At 66.2% G+C, this 16,777-nt stretch carries 14 protein-coding genes and 1 pseudogene; 11 read left to right on the top strand and 4 right to left on the bottom strand.

The window, feature by feature from the left end:
- Position 1: 1 nt before the first annotated feature.
- Complete coding sequence (locus tag JOY90_RS30350) at positions 2-880, top strand: amidohydrolase (protein ID WP_291694782.1); 879 nt, start codon at positions 2-4, stop codon at positions 878-880.
- Between the two features lie 146 nt (positions 881-1,026).
- Here the strand turns inward: JOY90_RS30350 and JOY90_RS30345 are convergent, their stop codons facing one another.
- Genes JOY90_RS30345 through JOY90_RS30335 form a run of 3 tightly spaced genes read right to left on the bottom strand, consistent with a single transcriptional unit; the run spans position 1,027 to position 2,504 of the window.
- A complete protein-coding gene (locus JOY90_RS30345; protein ID WP_291694781.1) occupies positions 1,027-1,452 on the bottom strand; it encodes a hypothetical protein in 426 nt (141 codons plus the stop codon).
- A 50-nt stretch (positions 1,453-1,502) separates the two neighbouring features.
- A complete protein-coding gene (locus JOY90_RS30340) occupies positions 1,503-1,928 on the bottom strand; it encodes a universal stress protein (RefSeq protein WP_291694780.1) in 426 nt (141 codons plus the stop codon).
- A gap of 39 nt (positions 1,929-1,967) precedes the next feature.
- Positions 1,968-2,504: a histidine phosphatase family protein gene (locus JOY90_RS30335; RefSeq protein ID WP_291694779.1), complete on the bottom strand. Its 537-nt coding sequence runs from the start codon at positions 2,502-2,504 to the stop codon at positions 1,968-1,970.
- A 93-nt stretch (positions 2,505-2,597) separates the two neighbouring features.
- On the opposite strand from JOY90_RS30335, the gene JOY90_RS30330 reads away from it, so the two are divergent.
- From JOY90_RS30330 to JOY90_RS30290, 9 genes are all read left to right on the top strand, one after another.
- Entirely contained in the window at positions 2,598-4,100 is a 1,503-nt protein-coding gene (locus JOY90_RS30330) for an FAD-binding oxidoreductase (protein ID WP_291694778.1), read from the top strand.
- Between the two features lie 104 nt (positions 4,101-4,204).
- Entirely contained in the window at positions 4,205-4,705 is a 501-nt protein-coding gene (gene msrB, locus JOY90_RS30325) for a peptide-methionine (R)-S-oxide reductase MsrB (RefSeq protein WP_291694777.1), read from the top strand.
- A gap of 196 nt (positions 4,706-4,901) precedes the next feature.
- Complete coding sequence (locus JOY90_RS30320) at positions 4,902-6,728, top strand: flagellar hook-basal body complex protein (RefSeq protein WP_291694776.1); 1,827 nt, start codon at positions 4,902-4,904, stop codon at positions 6,726-6,728.
- 40 nt (positions 6,729-6,768) lie between these two features.
- Positions 6,769-8,625 carry a flagellar hook-associated protein FlgK gene (flgK, locus tag JOY90_RS30315; RefSeq protein ID WP_291694775.1) on the top strand — a complete coding sequence of 619 codons (1,857 nt, stop codon included), beginning with the start codon at positions 6,769-6,771 and terminating at the stop codon, positions 8,623-8,625.
- A 10-nt stretch (positions 8,626-8,635) separates the two neighbouring features.
- Positions 8,636-10,525 (top strand): flagellar protein, encoded by a 1,890-nt coding sequence (locus JOY90_RS30310; RefSeq protein ID WP_291694774.1) that lies wholly within the window; start codon positions 8,636-8,638, stop codon positions 10,523-10,525.
- A gap of 95 nt (positions 10,526-10,620) precedes the next feature.
- Entirely contained in the window at positions 10,621-11,400 is a 780-nt protein-coding gene (locus tag JOY90_RS30305; protein ID WP_291694773.1) for a hypothetical protein, read from the top strand.
- Between the two features lie 16 nt (positions 11,401-11,416).
- A complete protein-coding gene (locus tag JOY90_RS30300; protein ID WP_291694801.1) occupies positions 11,417-13,030 on the top strand; it encodes a hypothetical protein in 1,614 nt (537 codons plus the stop codon).
- Positions 13,031-13,088: 58 nt separating this feature from the next.
- Positions 13,089-14,279 carry a hypothetical protein gene (locus JOY90_RS30295; protein WP_291694800.1) on the top strand — a complete coding sequence of 397 codons (1,191 nt, stop codon included), beginning with the start codon at positions 13,089-13,091 and terminating at the stop codon, positions 14,277-14,279.
- Positions 14,276-15,784, top strand: coding sequence for an aspartate aminotransferase family protein (locus JOY90_RS30290; protein ID WP_291694772.1), 1,509 nt, complete (start codon positions 14,276-14,278; stop codon positions 15,782-15,784). The genes JOY90_RS30295 and JOY90_RS30290 overlap by 4 nt, the downstream gene beginning before the upstream one ends.
- Positions 15,785-15,813: 29 nt before the next feature.
- On the opposite strand, the gene flbT is transcribed toward JOY90_RS30290, so the two are convergent.
- Positions 15,814-16,239 carry a flagellar biosynthesis repressor FlbT gene (gene flbT, locus JOY90_RS30285; protein WP_291694771.1) on the bottom strand — a complete coding sequence of 142 codons (426 nt, stop codon included), beginning with the start codon at positions 16,237-16,239 and terminating at the stop codon, positions 15,814-15,816.
- A gap of 364 nt (positions 16,240-16,603) precedes the next feature.
- Here flbT and JOY90_RS30280 point away from each other — a divergent pair.
- A pseudogene (locus JOY90_RS30280) lies at positions 16,604-16,777 on the top strand (flagellar protein); the annotation flags it as partial.

Raw genomic sequence — 16,777 nt, 5'->3', positions numbered from 1 at the left:
CGTGCCGACTTATCTTCCGTTCAACCCGGACCCGCGACGGCCGTCGAAGCCGCCACCGCCGCAAACCGTCGACAGCCAGCTCCACGTGCTCGGTCCGCTGGAGAAATATCCGGTCCGGCCCGGCGCTGCCTATCAGATGCCGAGTGCGACCTGGGACGCCGCGCGTCGCATGCACAGGGCGCTCGGCATCGAGCGCGGCATCATCGTGCAGACCACGACCTATGGCGCCGATCATGCCGTCGTGCTCGACGCCCTCGCCGCCATGGGGACGAACTATCGCGGCTGCGCCAATGCGCTGGTGTTCGCCGAGGCGAGCGATGCCTATCTCGCCAAGCTGCATGATGCGGGCGTGCGCGGCGCGCGCTTCTCGTTTCGCCAGGAGCTCGGCGCGGTGCTGTCGGACCGGGATTTTGCGCGCGCGATCGCCCGGATCCGCGAGCTCGGCTGGTATGTGAAGATCCAGCCGGAGAAGGACGGCATCAGATCGAGCGTCGAGAAATATCAGTCGCTGGACGTGCCGGTGCTGATCGACCACATGGCGCGGCCGGACCCGGCCCGGGGCAACGAGGATCCGAACCTGAAGATAATGTTGGAGCTTCTGACCAAAGGCAATTTCTGGGTCATGCTCTCGCTCGGCGAGAAGACGTCGAAGGCGGGCCCGCCCTGGAACGACGTCGTTCCGGTCGCGCGGGCCTACATCGAGGCGGCACCCGATCGCTGCGTCTGGGCCAGCGATTGGCCGCATCCGGTCTCGGTCGTCGAGCCGCCCAATGATGCCGACCTGCTGGAGCTGATGTACCGCTACGCGCCCAACCAGGCGACGCTGGAGAAAATCCTCGTTCACAATCCCGCGAAGCTGTTCGGATTCGAGAGCGATTAGAGCGTTTTCGAGCGAAGTGGCTACCGGTTCGCGTGAAGAAAACGCGTCAAAACAAAGAAGCTAGAGCTTCCGTTCCGATTCCATCGGAACGGATAAAGCTTTAGCAGTTGGGGCGGCTTGCCGAACCGGACTTCTCGCCAACGCCATCAGGCCAGCGCCGGCGCGCCCCAGGCAATGCCGGCATCCGCTTCGGGATCATCGGAACCGCGCGACGGTGTGAGACGAGGCCGGGTCTGCGGCTCGCGCCGGCGGCTGATGCGCGAGATGGTGTAGCCGTGCGCACGGCGAAGCGCGTGCATGGCGAGGCGCGCGAGCCGCATCGCCAGGCGGAAGGCTGCGACGAAGAAATCCCGGCCCGCGGCGAGCCGGATCGCGAGCGCGATCTCGAGATACATCAGCGTGTCGCCGGCGAACAGGATCGCAATGTCGATCGGCAACGTCTGCACGAACGCCATCACGAGCACGGCGATCACGACGAACTCGATCGCCTTGCGCAAGGTCAGACGGTCGAGAAAGGCGGCGAACTGCACGACCAGGACGTCCCACAGCATGTCGCCGAGCGCGAGCGGCATTTCATAAGTCCACTTCCGCCACCAGTCTTTCATTGAACCGCGCGCCATTTTCAGTGCCGCACCACCAGCACCGAGCACTTGGCGTAGCGCACGACATGGCCGGCATTGGAGCCGAGGAAATAGGTCCGCATCGCCGGCCGGTGCGAGGTCATCACGATCAGGTCGGCCTTGACGGCAGCGGCCTCCTCGAGGATCTCGTGGTAGATGCCACCCTGGCGCACCACGGTCGAGATTCTGGATTGCTCGATGCCGGACTCGCGGGCGACGATGGCGAGCGCTTCCTCCGATGTCTGGCGCTGCTGCTCGTCGAAATCCGCAGGCACGTATTCGGCGAGCATCACCGGCGTCATCGGCAGCACGTTCAACAGCCGCACCGTACCCTTCCAGGTCTCTGACAAGGTCGCCGCGGTCGCGATCGCCGGCTTGGCCAGATCGGTATCGGCCAGATCGATCGGCACGAGAATGGAGTTGAACATCTGCGCCTCCTCTCACCCGTGAGATCAGCAGAATCGATCTTAGTCGCTCGAAGTCTGCTTCAACAGTTTCGGACTGACAAAGAGAACCAGCCTGCCGCGGCGGAATGCCACGTCGGTCCAGTCGTCGACCGCGAAATCGAACATCACGAGCCCCGATGTCGGCAAGTTCTCGGCGAGCGCCTGCCTGCCCGCTGCTGCGCCGCCGCCGGTCAGCCCCAGCGCCAATTCATGCATGCCGGGATTGTGTCCGACCAGCATGATCCGCTCGGCCTCGTCGGCGGTGTGTACGGCTTCCAGGAGTCGGCCCGGATCGGCGCCATAGAGCGCCGGCAAGAACTCGACCTGCGGCGGTGAAACGATATCCTTCATCGCCTCCCAGGCGATTTCCCAGGTCTGCCTGGCCCGCACCGCGGGCGAGACCAGCACGATGTCGGCAAAGGGCGGATGCCGGGCGAGCCAGCCGCCGATCTCGGCCGCATCGCTGCGGCCGCGCTCGTCGAGGCGTCGGTCCTGATCGCGGCCCGATGGCGCCTCGTGCTCGGTCTTGGCGTGGCGCAGCAGCATCAAACGGCGCATGGGCACGGTCTCGATTCGTCTCGCCTTGAATAGTCTACAGACGCATCCTTAGGACAAGGTGACAAAGCGGGAAAGGGTCCCTAAGAAAACGGCATGAGCGAGACTTCCACAAGCGCTACCAACCGACGCAGTGCGGCAAGCCAGCCGGATCACGCACGGCTCAATTTCGATCTCGACGTCGACGTCTGCGTGGTCGGCGGCGGGTTGGCGGGCCTGACGGTCGCGCTGGAGGCGGCGCGGCTCGGCGCCGGGGTCGCCGTGCTGGAAGGACGGCAGATCGGCTGGAACGCATCGGGCCATCATCTCGGCACCGTGCTGCCCGGCTATGGCCTGCCGGTCGGCGAGGTGATCGAGCGCATCGGCCTGCAGGACACCCGCGAAGTATGGTCGCTGTCCCGGCAGGGCATGGAGTTCATCCGCTCCATCGCCACCGAGGAGAACATGCCGGGCATCTCCTTGAGCGAAGGTGCGCTCGAGGTTTCCAATGTCGATGCCGGTGATGGGCTCGTCCGCCGCCTGCAGATGCTGAACGAGGATTTCGGCACCGACGCCGAAGCCTGGCAGGTCGATCGCGTGCGCGGCGAGCTCAAGACCGATCGCTATTTCCAGGGCATCCACTATCCGAAGGCGTTCCAGATCGACGGCCGTAGCTACGTTCACGGCCTGGCGTCGCTGGCGCTCCGCTCGGGCGCGCGGATCTTCGAGGATACGCCGGTCGTCGGCATCGATTCGTCCGGCATCCGCAAGCGCATCGTGACTCCGTCGGCGCGGCTGCGCGCCACGCACATCGTGCTGGCCGGCAACGTCCATCTCGGCGCGCCGTTGAAGCGGCTGTCGGATACGCTGCTGCCGGTCTGGCGCTACGCCGGTCTCACCGAGCCGCTGGGGGGGCGGCTGGCGGCGTCGATCGCGTTCCGCGGATCGGTGATCGACAGCGAGGGCATCGATCATTTCCGCATCGTCGATGGCGACCGCCTGCTATGGGCCAGTCCCGAGACCACCTGGGCGGGCCAGCCCAGGCGCTTTGCCGGCGCTGTCGCGCGGCGGATCCGCACCGTCTTTCCGGAGCTCGGCCGGATCGCGATCGCGGAGACCTTTGGCGGCGCCATCGGCCAGACCGTGCACGGCATGCCGCAGGTCGGCCAATTGCGCAAAGGCCTGTGGGTGGCGAGCGGCTTCGGTCGGCAGGGCCTGAACACCTCGGCGATGGCCGGACAGTTGATCGCCCGCGCCATGCTGTGGGGCGATGATCGCTGGAAACTGTTCTCGCCGTTCGAGCTGGTCTGGGCCGGTGGGGTGACGGGACGGGTAGCGGGCTACTTCGTCGGGCTGTGGTCGCGCGGCAGCTCGGCCGCGGCCGGCGCGCTGGCGCGGCATCGCGAACGCGTGCTGGTCCAGGACCGCCTGCGCGAGGTTCGGCTCGCCGAGGCCAACCGCCAGGCCGCGATCCGGCCGCAGCCGCGCCGGCCGCCGCCGGCCGGGGCGCCCCGGGGAAACCCGCCGCAGGGCCGTCCGCGGCCAATTCGGCCGCCGTCCCCGCTGCCAACGTCCGAGCCGCGCGTTCCCGCCGATCGCGGGGAAGGCGAAGGGATCTAGCCTCGCAACATTGTGAGAGATTTCCGTTTCGGGCCGTGTAACTTCAGCGATCAGCATAGCGTATCTGGAGGCGAAAACGCCATTGTCGCCGCAGGGAGAGCCCCATGATCGACCGCCGGATCCTGCTTGTCTCCGTCGCCAGCCTGCTCGGGCTCGCCGCCTTGCGCTGGCTCAGGGTTTCGCCGGTGACAGCCGCCGAGAAGTTCGAGATCGAGAAGAGCGACGCCGATTGGCGCGCGCAATTGACGCCCGAGCAGTATGACATCCTGCGCCGGCAGGGCACGGAGCGGCCCTGGACCAGCGCGCTGCTCAAGGAGCACCGCAAGGGCATCTTCGCCTGCGCCGGTTGCGACCTGCCGCTGTTTGCGTCCGAGACCAAATTCGAGAGCGGCACCGGCTGGCCGAGCTTCTTCAAGCCGCTCGACAACGCCGTAGGCGAGACCCAGGATCGTACCTTCGGCATGGTGCGCACCGAGGTGCATTGCCGCCGCTGCGGCGGCCATCTCGGCCACGTCTTCGACGACGGTCCGAAGCCCACCGGGCTGCGCTATTGCATGGACGGGGTGGCGCTGGTGTTTCACCCGGCGGCCCCGTCGGCAACCTGACGACCTGGCGCCTGTCGCCCGGCAATTGTTGCCCGCCCGGCAAATGTGCCCCGGTCTCCAGCCGGGGCATTGTCATTCAAGTCATTGAAATAGCGCCAGTTCCCATCCTGGCATGCCGCTTGCGAGGTGTCTTCGCGAGTTGCGGTCCCACATGCCCCGTCGGCCGGGCCGCTGTATCGAATGTGGAGACAAGTTCATGGGTATCTTCGACGCGCTTACGACCGCGGTGGGTGGTCTCGGGGCGCAATCCTTCGCGCTGCAGAACATCTCGGGCAACATCGCGAACGCTTCGACCATCGGCTACAAGGGTATCGGCACCACGTTCGAAGACCTGATCCCCGACTCCACGACGCCGAACAAGCAGGTGGCCGGCGGCGTGACCGCGCTGGCCCAGCAGACGATCAGCTCCCAGGGCACCGTTTCGACCACCACCGTCGCCACCAACATGGCGATCAACGGTGACGGCTTCTTCTCGGTGCAGAAGCCGACCTCGATCACCGATAACGTCCCGGTGTTCAGCGGCGTGACCGACTACACGCGGCGCGGCGATTTCCAGGTCAACGCCAACGGCAACCTCGTCAACGGCGCCGGCTACTACCTGATGGGCGTCACGGTCGACGCCAAGACCGGCAACCCGACCGGTAACGTGCCGCAGGTGCTGCAATTCCAGAACAACTTCATTCCGGCGCAGGCGACCACCGCGGTGACCTATGCCGCCAACCTGCCGACCCAGCCGAAGACCCCGGCCAGCTCCACGTCGACCGCCGGCACGATCACGGCCGAAGGCGGTCTCAATCCCTCCGACTTCGCCACCAATCCGCTGCCGATCGGCTCGGCGGCGCCGCCCGTCGACGCCACCATCACCGGCACCGCCGTCAACAACCAGATGTCGCCGCCGGTCGCGATCACGACCTCCACGGCCCTGTCGGGCACATCGCCGAGCGACTCGCTGGCCGCGGGATTCGCCGCGGGCGACAGCATCACGGTCGACGGCACGACCATCAGCTTCGTCGCGTCCGGCGCCAGCGGCAGCAACCAGCTCAACATCACCGACAATGTCGGCGCGCTGCTCAACAAGATTTCGGCGATCACGGGCGCGACCGCCACCGTCTCGGGGAGCGGCCAGATCACCCTGCATACCGGCACTGCGCAGAACCTGACGATCAGCGCCGGCACGTCGAACGCGACGACAGCCCTTCACGGGCTCGGTTTCGCCACGGTGCCGATCACGCAGTCGCGCGCCCCCGGCACCAATGTCGGCACCGGCATCGTGACGGGCAACGACCTGCAGACCTTCACCAACGAATCCATCTCCGGCGGCGCGGTGACGGCCTACAACGCCGCGGGCACCCCGGTGAACCTGCAATTGCGCTGGGCCAAGACCGACAGTGCCTCGCTTGGCTCGGGCCACACCGACACCTGGAACCTGTTCTACCAGACCTCGACCACGGCGACCGGCACCCAGGCGGCCTGGATCAACACCGGCACCAATTTCACCTTCAACGCCAACGGCGCGCTGGTGTCGCCGTCCAGCTCGTCGATCACCGTCCCCTCCGTCACCGTCGACGGGCAGGGACTCGGCAATCTCTCGGTCAACATCTCCTCCGGCGCGCTGACGCAATTCGCAAGCTCCGGCGGCTCCGCCACCATCAATACGATCACTCAGAACGGCTTTGCCGCCGGCCAGCTCCAATCGGTCGCCATCAGCAACAACGGCCTCGTGATCGGTACGTTCTCCAACGGCCAGAACATCGATCTCGCCCAGGTCACGCTGTCGCACTTCAACGGCACCAACTACCTCAAGGCGCTGGACGGCGGTGCCTACCAGGTCACCGACCTGTCCGGGCCCGCGATCATCGGCGCCTCCGGCACGATCGCCGGCTCGTCGCTGGAAAGCTCGAACACCGACATCGCCGACGAGTTCACCAAGCTGATCGTCACCCAGCAGGCCTATTCGGCGAACACCAAGGTGATCACCACGGCCAACAACATGGTTCAGGACCTGCTCAACGTGCTGCGCTGAGGCGCAGCACGAGGCAGGCGAGTAAAGGTGGGCAATTGAGATGGGTTTGAGTTCGGCCCTTGCCGCTGCAATGTCGGGTCTGCGCGCCAACCAGGCGGCGCTGTCGATCATCTCGTCGAACATCGCCAACGCGCAGACACCGGGTTACGTCACCCAGAACCCCAATCAGATCGAGGTTTCGAGCGGCACCTATGGTGCGACGGTCGACGTCACCGGCGTCAACCGCCAGCTCGATCTGTTCGTGCAGAACCAGTTGCGCACGGAGACCTCGGGCGGCGCCTATGCCGACCAGATCTCGAACATCCTGGGCCAGCTTCAGAGCGTCTACGGCACGCCGGGCGGCGACGGCACGCTCGAGAGCGCGCTCAACAATTTCACCACCGCGCTGCAATCCTTGTCCAACAGCCCGAGCGACTCGTCGGCGCAGAGCGTCGCGCTGTCGTCGGCGCAGGCGCTGGCCTCTCAGCTCAACTCGACCACGCAGGGCATCCAGTCCTTGCGCACCAATGTCGATCAGGACATCGGCAATTCGGCGGCGCAGGCCAACACCGACATGCAGCAGATCGCGAGCATCAACAGCCGCCTGCAGGGCATGAGCGCGACCGATCCGCAGGCCGCGACCCTGATGGATCAGCGCGACAATGCCATCAACGACCTGTCGAAGCTCGCCGACATCCGCGTGGTCCCGGATTCCTCGAACCAGGTCAGCATCTTCACCAATTCGGGCATCCAGCTCGTCGGCCAGGGCCTCGCCTCGCAATTCATCTACACCTCGCAGGGCGCACTCAGCGCAACCGAGCAGTACAATACCAATCCCTCGCTGTCCGGCGTCGGCGCGCTCGATATCAAGCTGCCCAACGGCGCCTCGATCGACGCGGTCGCCAACAAGGTGCTGAGCTCGGGCCAGATCGCCGCCGACATCAAGTTGCGCGACCAGACCCTGGTCCAGGCGCAGAACCAGGTCGACCAGCTCGCCGCGACGATGGCGTCGTCATTGTCCGATGTCACGACCGCGGGCACCGCGGTCACAGGGCCGCCCGCCGGCTTCAGCGTCAATACGTCGGCGGTGCAGCCCGGCAACACGATCAACCTGACCTATACCGACTCCTCGAACGTCCAGCACCAGATATCGGTCGTCAACGTCACCGATCCGGCCGCGCTGCCGCTGCAGAACGGCATCAATGCCAATCCGCTGCTGGTCGGTGTCAATCTCTCGCTCGGCATGGCCTCGGCCGTCTCCCAGCTCAACGCGGCGCTCGGCAGCCGCGGTCTGTCGTTCTCCGGCTCCGGCTCGACCTTGACCGTGCAGGGCTCGGGCCAGGCGACGATGAACGCGGCCTCGACCACGACCACCGTGACCTCGCTCGCCAGCGGGCAGGCGCAATTGCCGCTGTTCACCGACGGCGGCTCGCTCTACACGGGGCAGTACACCGCGACCGGCTCGCAGATGACCGGGCTCGCCGGACGCATCACCGTCAACTCGGCGGTGCTCGCGAATCCGTCGGCGCTCAGCGTCTACAGCACCTCGCCGGCCACCGCCGCCGGCGACAACACACGCTCCAGCTTCCTGTTCTCGCAGCTCACCACCGCGAAGTTCAGCTATTCGCCGTCGACCGGGCTCGGCTCGGCCGCGCAGCCCTTCAAGGGCACGGTCACCGACTATCTGCAGCAGTTCGTCAGCCAGCAGAGCAATGCCTCGACGCTGGCAACGCAGCTCCAGCAGGGCCAGAGCGTGGTGGTCTCGACGCTGCAGCAGAAGTTCAACTCGACCTCGGCGGTCAACATCGACACCGAGATGTCGAACCTCATCCAGGTGCAGAACACCTATGCAGCCAATGCGCACCTGATGTCGGTCGTTCAAAGCATGATGCAGACCCTGTTGCAGGCACAAGTGTAAGGCGCTCAACATGTCGATCAGCAGTATCAACTACGCTTCGTCTCTGCTCGGTCAGTCCGTGCGGAACATCCAGGATCAGCTCACCAACCTCTCGACCCAGCTCTCGAGCGGCGTCAAGTCGACCAACTACGCCGGCATGGGCGTCAACGAGGGTTTCGCGATCGCAGCGCGGGCGCAGCTTGCGAACATGTCGGCGTTCGGCACCACGATGACCAACGTCAACACCATCATCTCCGCGGTCAATACCGGCCTGCAGACGATGTCCGAGATCGGCGGCAGCGTGCAGAGCGAGGCGGCGGCGACGCCGCAGAATCTGACGAGTGGCGGGCAGACGATCGGCCAGCAGAATGCGCTGTCCCAGCTTTCCGCGATGGTCGGCATCCTCAATACCCAGGTCGGCAGCCGCTATGTCTTCTCGGGCACCGCCATCAACATCCAGGCCGTCGCCTCCGCCGACACCATCCTGAACGGCACCGGCACCCAGGCCGGCCTGAAGCAGGTGATCGCCGAGCGCCAGCAGGCCGATCTCGGCAGCAACGGCATGGGCCGGCTGGTCGTCACCCCGCCGGGAACGGGGACACCTCCGACATCGACGACCGCGACCAGTGTCGCCGAGGACGTCGCGGGCTCGCCCTTCGGACTGAAGCTGAACGCCGTGTCGTCGTCGCTGACCAATGCCACGGTGACCGGCCCCTCCGGCTCGCCGGTCGGGATCACGGTCGATTTCGCCGGCGGCAATCCCAATCCGGGCGACCAGATCACCCTCAGCTTCAACGAGCCGGACGGCACGACCGGCTCCTTCACGCTGACCGCGACCAGCCAGTCGCCGCCGCCGGCGGGCGGCTTCACCATCGGCGCCACACCCGCGGCGACCGCGTCGAACTTCAACACGACGCTCACCTCGTCGATCTCGACCCTCGCCAATACGTCGCTGGTGGCGGCGTCCGCGGTCGAGGCGGGGGACAATTTTTTCAACACCGACGGCACGGCCACCGGGCTTGCGGGCAACAACCAGGCAGTGCCGGCGGCGCCGATCTCCGGGGCGACCGCGCTGTCGGGCACGGCAGGCAGCGACTCGCTCTCCGCCGGCTTTGCACCCGGAAACACCATCACGGTCGACGGCACCACGATCACCTTCATCACTTCGGGCGCCACCGGCAACCAGCTCAACGTGACCGACAGCGTGCAGACGCTGCTCAACAAGATCGACCAGATCACCGGCACGTCGACGCCGTCGACCATCCATGGCGGTGCGATCACGCTGCACACCGATGATGCCTCGACCTTCTCGATCACGAGCAACAACGTGACCGCCTTCGCCGCGCTCGGCTTCAGCGGCACGGTGACCGCGGCACAGCCGCCGCTGCGGGTCTCAGGCTCGCCGCTCGGCTCTGCCGTCAGCCTGGTGAACGGATCCGCCACTACGGTTGGCTGGTACACGGGCAATTCCGGGCCCGGGCCGGCCCGCGACACCTCGACGGCGCGGATCGATTCCGCGCAGACGGTGGATTTCGGCGCACAGGCCAACGAGCAGGCCATCCGTCAGCAGCTTCAGAACGTCGCGGTGTACGCCGCGGTCACGGCATCGCCGACCAACACCAACTCGCCCGCAATGGTTTCGGCGCTGAGCCAGCGCATCGCGGCCGGCCTGACGCCGCAGCCGGGCCAGCAGACCATCCAGGACATGCAGACCGATTTCGCCAACGCGCAGACCACGATCAAGAACGTCACGGCGCAACAGACCCAGGCCCACACCGCGCTGCAGAACCTGGTCGCCGATACCGAGGGCATCTCGCAGGACCAGGTGGCCAGTGAGATCCTGCAGCTCCAGAACAACCTGTCGGCGTCCTATCAGACCACGGCGATGCTCGCCCAGCTCACCCTGACCAAGTACCTTTGACGAGCGGCGGAACCCGGCCGTTAGGCATTCATTAACCACGCCTCTTTAGGCTTTGGTCAGAAATGAGGGCGTCGTCTGGCGCTCCGGAGGCAAATATGACCGACCGCATCGAGCTCGTGATCGCCACGCCCTGTTTCGGCGGACAGGTGTCGAGCATCTACGTCTCCTCGATTTTCGCACTGCAGACCGCGCTGCAGACCATGTCCAATGTCGGCCTGACCGTGCAGTTGCGTGACGGCGACGCCCTGATCACGCGGGCGCGGGCGAATCTCGTGACCCTGTTTCTCAACAATCCCTCGACAACCCACCTCCTGTTCGTCGATGCCGACATCGGCTTCACGCCCGATCAGGTGTTCCGCCTGATCGAATCGGGCGCCGATGTCGTGGCGGGCGTCTACCCGATCAAGCGCGTCAACTGGAGCAAGGCGCGGTGCGGGATGGAGGCCGGCCGGCCGGATCTCGGTGCCGCCGCGCTCGATTACGTGCTGGAGGTCAACGATCCCGACCATGTCGCGGTCGTCAACGGTTTCACCCGGGTGCGCTACGCCGGCACCGGCTTTCTGATGATCCGCCGCCACGTGCTCGAGCGGATGTGCGCGCACCCCGACTACGCGTCGCTGCGGTTCGCCCGCGAGCATTCCCATGATGCGCTGGCCGGCAGCCCGAATCGTTTTGCCCTGTTCGAATGCATGATCGATCCGGCGACGGGCACCTATCTCAGCGAGGACTTCGCCTTCTGCAAGCGTTGGACCGACATTGGCGGCGAGATCTGGGCCGATCTCGAGAGCCGGCTCGACCATGTCGGGCCGTCAGTGTTCCGTGGCGATGTCGCCTCGCAGTTCGTGGCGGCGCCGGGTGCGCGGGACGCGGCTTGATATCGAGACGGTGCGGATGAAGCGTGCGGCGCCTGAGTTGCGGATCACCGATGCGGCGGGCTTCGAGCCGGCTCGGCACACGTCCGGACTGTCCGAACTGTTCATGCCGCTCGAGCATCTCCTGGTGCGCGGCGGCGATCCCCGGCTGACGCTCGATCGCGCTTGCGGCCTCAACGACTACGGCTGCGGACCGGCGCCTGCGCCGGAGACTCTGTGCCTTTCATCAAGCACCGCCTCGCCGATCTCCGAGCGGGCCTATCAACGCGCAGGCCTGGCGCGCGAGGAGCTGATACGTTCGGCTCTCGCGCTGGGGCTGGAGGAAGCATTCGATGCGCGCATCGAGGCGATGCGCGACGAGCTGCGCGGCCATCTCGGGCTTTCCGGCGACGAGGCGGATGTGGTCTTTTCGCCGTCCGGCACCGACTCGCAGCTTCATGCGCTTGCGCTTGCGCAAGGCGCGCTGGGTCCGAGACGGACCAGCATCGTCGTCGGCGCCGATCAGACCGGCAGCGGCACGGCGTTCACCGCGCGTGGCCGCCATTTCAGCGCCAAGACCGCGGGCGGACGTGCCGTGGTCAGGGATACGCCCATCGCGGGGCTGGCCGCCGACAGCGTGATGCCGCCGCTCCTGGCGACCGGGCCGGAGATCAGGCCGAACCCGGATATCGATGCGGCGGTGCTGGCGGCCGTCGAGACCGCCATCGCCAGCGGCTCGGGCGTGCTGCTGCAGATCATGGACTCGTCCAAGCTCGGCTGGCATGCGCCCGGCGAAGCCTGCCTCGAGGAGATCGCCAGACGCTGGCCCGACAAGGTCCAGGTCATGGTCGATGCCTGTCAGATGCGTCTCGGCCGTCGTCGGCTCCGCACCCATCTCGAACGCGGCCACATGGTGCTGATCACCGGCTCGAAGTTCTTCGGCGGTCCTGCGTTCAGCGGGGCGCTGCTGGTGCCGGCAAGGCTGTCGCGCCGGCTCGATCCCGGGCGGCGGATCGCCGCCGGGCTCGCCGATTATGCCGGCCGCAGCGATTGGCCGAAGGCGTGGAGCGCGCTGCGCGCGCAATTCGAAAGCCGGCCGAATTTCGGTCAGTGGCTGCGCTGGGAAGCCGCGCTCAGCGAGATCGCCGCCTATCATCAGGTGCCGCAGAGCTTTCGCGCGCTGGCGCTCCGCGAGCTGGGACGGGCGATCGAGGGCTTGATCGCGTTGTCGCCGTCGCTGTCACCCGTCGCGCGCGGCCCCGCGCCGAATGACGACGAGGAGTTCGCCGAGGCAACCATCTTTCCGTTCCTGGTCTGGCGCGACGGCGTCCCGCTTTCGGCGGAGGATTGTCGGCTGCTGTACCGCGCCCTGAGACTCGATCTTGGCGAGACCGTCGCGGGCGACATGGCCGATCGCGAAATCATTTCCCGGCGTTGCCTGCTCGGCCAGCCCGTGCGCATCGACAACGGAGGGGGACGGCCCACCGCGGCGCTGCGGCTTTGTCTCGGTGCGCGTGTCGTGACCGAGAGTTGGTCCTCGATCCCCGGTATTGCTCGGCAGAATCTGGAGCGCGAGATCGATCGCATCGCGATCGCGATCGCGAAAATCGAGCTGCTGGCCGCTCGCTCGGACCGGCTGGAATCGTCGGAGTAGCATGATGGAATTGAAATCCCTCGACGTCTCGGAGGCGGTGTGCGCCGATCGCATGGGAATGGCGAAGCTTGCGAAGATGGCATTCGACGGCAAAAACCTGCGCCCGCTCTGGGCGGAGCTGATCGCCAAGCTCCTGGACGGCAGCATCGAGGCGGGCGAGGCCATCGACCTGTCGCTGATCGCACAGTTGCTCGGCGACAAGCAGGCCGGCCTCTCCATCCAGCACGAGATCCTGCGGGAGCACCGGCTGTTCCGGCCGCCCTGTATCTCGGATCGGCCCAGGCTTCGCGTGCTCGCGCTGGCGGCGGCCACCGACATGGGCAGCAACACGCCGATCGAATTTCTGCTGGAGCACTCCGGCATCGAGCTGATGGTCCTCTATGTCACCGGCGAGGCCGAACTGCCCGAGTCGCTGCCCGCGCACGACGTCGCCATCGTGATCGCCTCCGACTCCGAGGACTGCCGTGACGCGCTCGCCAAGATCGATGCGGTTGCGGCGCGCTGGCCGCGGCCGCTGCTCAACCCGCCCAAGCTCGTCTGCAATCTCGACCGCGACAAGCTGCACCGGCTGCTCGCAGGCATCGAGGGGCTGACGATTCCGGCCACGATCGGCGCGACGCGCGAGCAGTTGTCGCAGGTCCCGGCTTCAGCCGCGGCACCGTTGGAAATCGACGCCGGGCTCCGTTTTCCCTTGATCGTCCGGCCGCGCGGATCGCATGCCGGCGTCGGGCTTGCGAAGATCGATGACGGTGCGGCGATGCACGTCTATCTCGGGGAACGCGCGGAGCGGGAGTTCTTCGTCTCCCGGTTCGTCAACTATGCCAGCGAGGACGGACGGTTCCGCAAATATCGCGTCGTGATCGTCGGCGGAACGCCCTATGCCTGCCACATGGCCGTCGCCGACCGCTGGGACATCTGGTACCTCAACGCCGGCATGAACCACAGCGCGGAGAAGCGCCTCGAGGAGGAGACGTTCATGCGCACCTTCGATATCGGCTTCGGTCGGCGGCACCGCAGCGCGCTCGCCGAGATCGCCGAGCGCATCGGCCTCGACTACTTCATCATCGATTGCGCCGAGACCAAAGAGGGCACGCTCCTGATCTTCGAGGCCGACAACACCGCCGTCGTTCACAACATGGATCCGCCCGACGTCTTTCCGTACAAGGGGCCGCAGATGCGCATGATATTCGAGGCGTTTGCCGCGATGCTGGAGCGCCGGGCCGCGCATGCACGGGAGCAGGCGGCGTGACCGGGTCTTCCAGCGAATCCCCGGCGCAGGAGGGATCGGAGACCTCGCTCGACCCGAAGGACTGGGACGAACTCCGTCTACTTGGTCATCGCATGCTGGATGACATGATCGACCACATCGCCACCATCCGGGAACGTCCGGTCTGGCAACCGATCCCGGACGTCGCGCGCGCCCAGTTCCGCGAGGCGCTGCCGCGAAAGTCCTCCGGGCTCGGCGAGGTCTACCGCACCTTCACCGATTTCATCGCGCCCTATGCAACCGGCAACACCCATCCGGGCTTCATGGGCTGGGTGCATGGCGGCGGCTCGGTGGTCGGCATGCTGGCGGAGATGCTCGCGGCCGGGTTGAACGCCAATCTCGGTGGCCGCGATCATGTTCCGATCGAGGTCGAGCGGCAGATCGTCGAATGGACCCGCGAGATGTTCGGCTTCCCGACCGGCGCGAGCGGCATCTTCGTCACCGGCACGTCGATGGCCAATCTCCTGGCAGTGCTGGTGGCGCGGACTTGCGCCCTCGGAAAGCCGTCGCGACGAAATGGCCTCGGCAAGGCGGGAGCGTTGCTGACCGCCTACACCTCGAAGGCCGCACATGGCTGCATCAGCAAGGCCATGGATATCGCCGGCTTCGGCAGCGACGCCTTGCGTTCTGTTGCAGTTGATCAGGCTCATCGCATCGACGTGGCGGCGCTGCGCGCGCAGATCCGGCGCGATCGTGACACAGGGCTGAGCCCGTTCCTGGTGGTGGCGTCCGCCGGCACGGTCGATGTCGGCGCGATCGACGACTTGGTCGCGCTCGGCGCGCTCTGCCGCGAGGAGAAGCTCTGGTTCCATATCGATGGCGCGTTCGGCGCGCTCGGCATTCTGTCCGACGAGGTCGCGCCGAAGCTCGTGGGGATCGAGACTGCCGATTCCATCGCTCTCGATTTTCACAAATGGGGGCAGGTGCCCTACGATGCGGGCTTCCTGCTGGTCCGCGATGGCGAGCGGCACCGCGATGCATTCGCGGCGCCGGCGGCCTATCTGCGGCGCGAGACGCGCGGGCTGGCGGCCGGCTCGCTCTGGCCCTGCGATCTCGGACCCGACCTGTCGCGCGGCTTTCGCGCGCTCAAGACCTGGTTCACGCTGAAAACCTACGGCACCGAGCGGCTCGGCGCCGTCATCAAGCAGTGCTGCGAGCTCGCGCGATATCTGGAAGGACGCATCACGGCCGAGCCGCGGCTGGAACTGCTGGCGCCGGTCAACCTGAACATCGTCTGCTTCCGCTACCGCAGCGGCGACGCCAACGAGGTCAATGGCGAGATCGTCATCAACCTGCAGGAATCAGGAATTGCAGCGCCGTCGGCGACCATGCTCGACGGCCAGCTCGCGATCCGGGCGGCCATCGTCAATCACCGCACCGGCATCGGCGACATCGACCGGCTGGTCGCGGCGGTTCTGGAATTCGGGGCGCGCCGGGCGGCAGAACGCCCGGTCGTGGAGGTCGAAGCGCCGCCGCTGGCGGTGTAGCGGCGTTCGCCTGGGACGGCGTCCCGGCGTCAGGCCGCCGAGCCGACACCGCGCTTGCGGCGAAGTTCCTCGGCCTGATCCAGCAACGTCTTTTCGTAGGCGACCAGCTTCTTGGTCTCCTTCAGCGCCAGATAGAGTTCGCCGGCCAGGATGTGAGTGTTGATGGCCTCGATCATGGGCCAGGTCGACGGCGCCGCGGTGACGATGTCGCGCACCAGGTTGAAATAGGTGCCGTGATTGGCCTGTCCGTCCGGCGAGATGTACATGAGCTGGACCGCGAGATAGATCAGCTTCGCCGGCGTGTCGGCGGTCTCGGGCGTCAGGATGTCCTTTTCGCGCAGGATCGGGATGTTGTCGCCGTCGATCAACAACCGCGCGCGCTGCTCGGTATTGGTGATCACGCACGAGCCGATGATGATCCGTTCATGCGGCTTCAGCTCGACTTTCAGGGACATGTTCGTTCTCCGTTGCCGCTGCTGACGCCGGCGATCGATCGAGGCCGGTGTACCCCGGATTTCGCTCCGTCACGGGCGCACCAGTTTGGCGCCTCCCCGCGCGTGCGGACCGATCCTTTCCGATCAAGGTTAATGTCCGGTTAACCGCGGTATTGCCGCGCGAATATGCAGTCGGATCAAGGGCGTCAACGGATGCCGCGACCGCCTTTGGAGATAGGGAGGTCCCGTTAGGGTGAACGGAAGGTCCCGCCGCGTCGAACCATTTTAGGCTTTTTTAGCCGTTTGGCCTCACCGTCACGAAGGTCGCCCGACCAAGAAGGTCGGGAGCTTAGTAACTGTTTTTCACACCAGAAAGGTATGAATAATGGCCAGTATCGTTCTCTCGGCCTCGGTCCGCCAGAATCTGCTCTCGCTGCAGTCGACCGCGTCGCTGCTCGCCACCACCCAGAATGACCTCGCCACCGGCAACAAGGTCAATACGGCCCTCGACAATCCCACCAACTTCTTCACCGCCCAGTCGCTCAACAACCGTGCCAGC

Origin of the sequence: Bradyrhizobium sp. (genome assembly GCF_019242285.1) — a bacterium.
Taxonomy (GTDB): domain Bacteria; phylum Pseudomonadota; class Alphaproteobacteria; order Rhizobiales; family Xanthobacteraceae; genus Bradyrhizobium.
The sequence above is the reverse complement of the archived record's forward strand: the minus strand, read 5'-3'. Positions and strand labels throughout refer to the sequence as shown.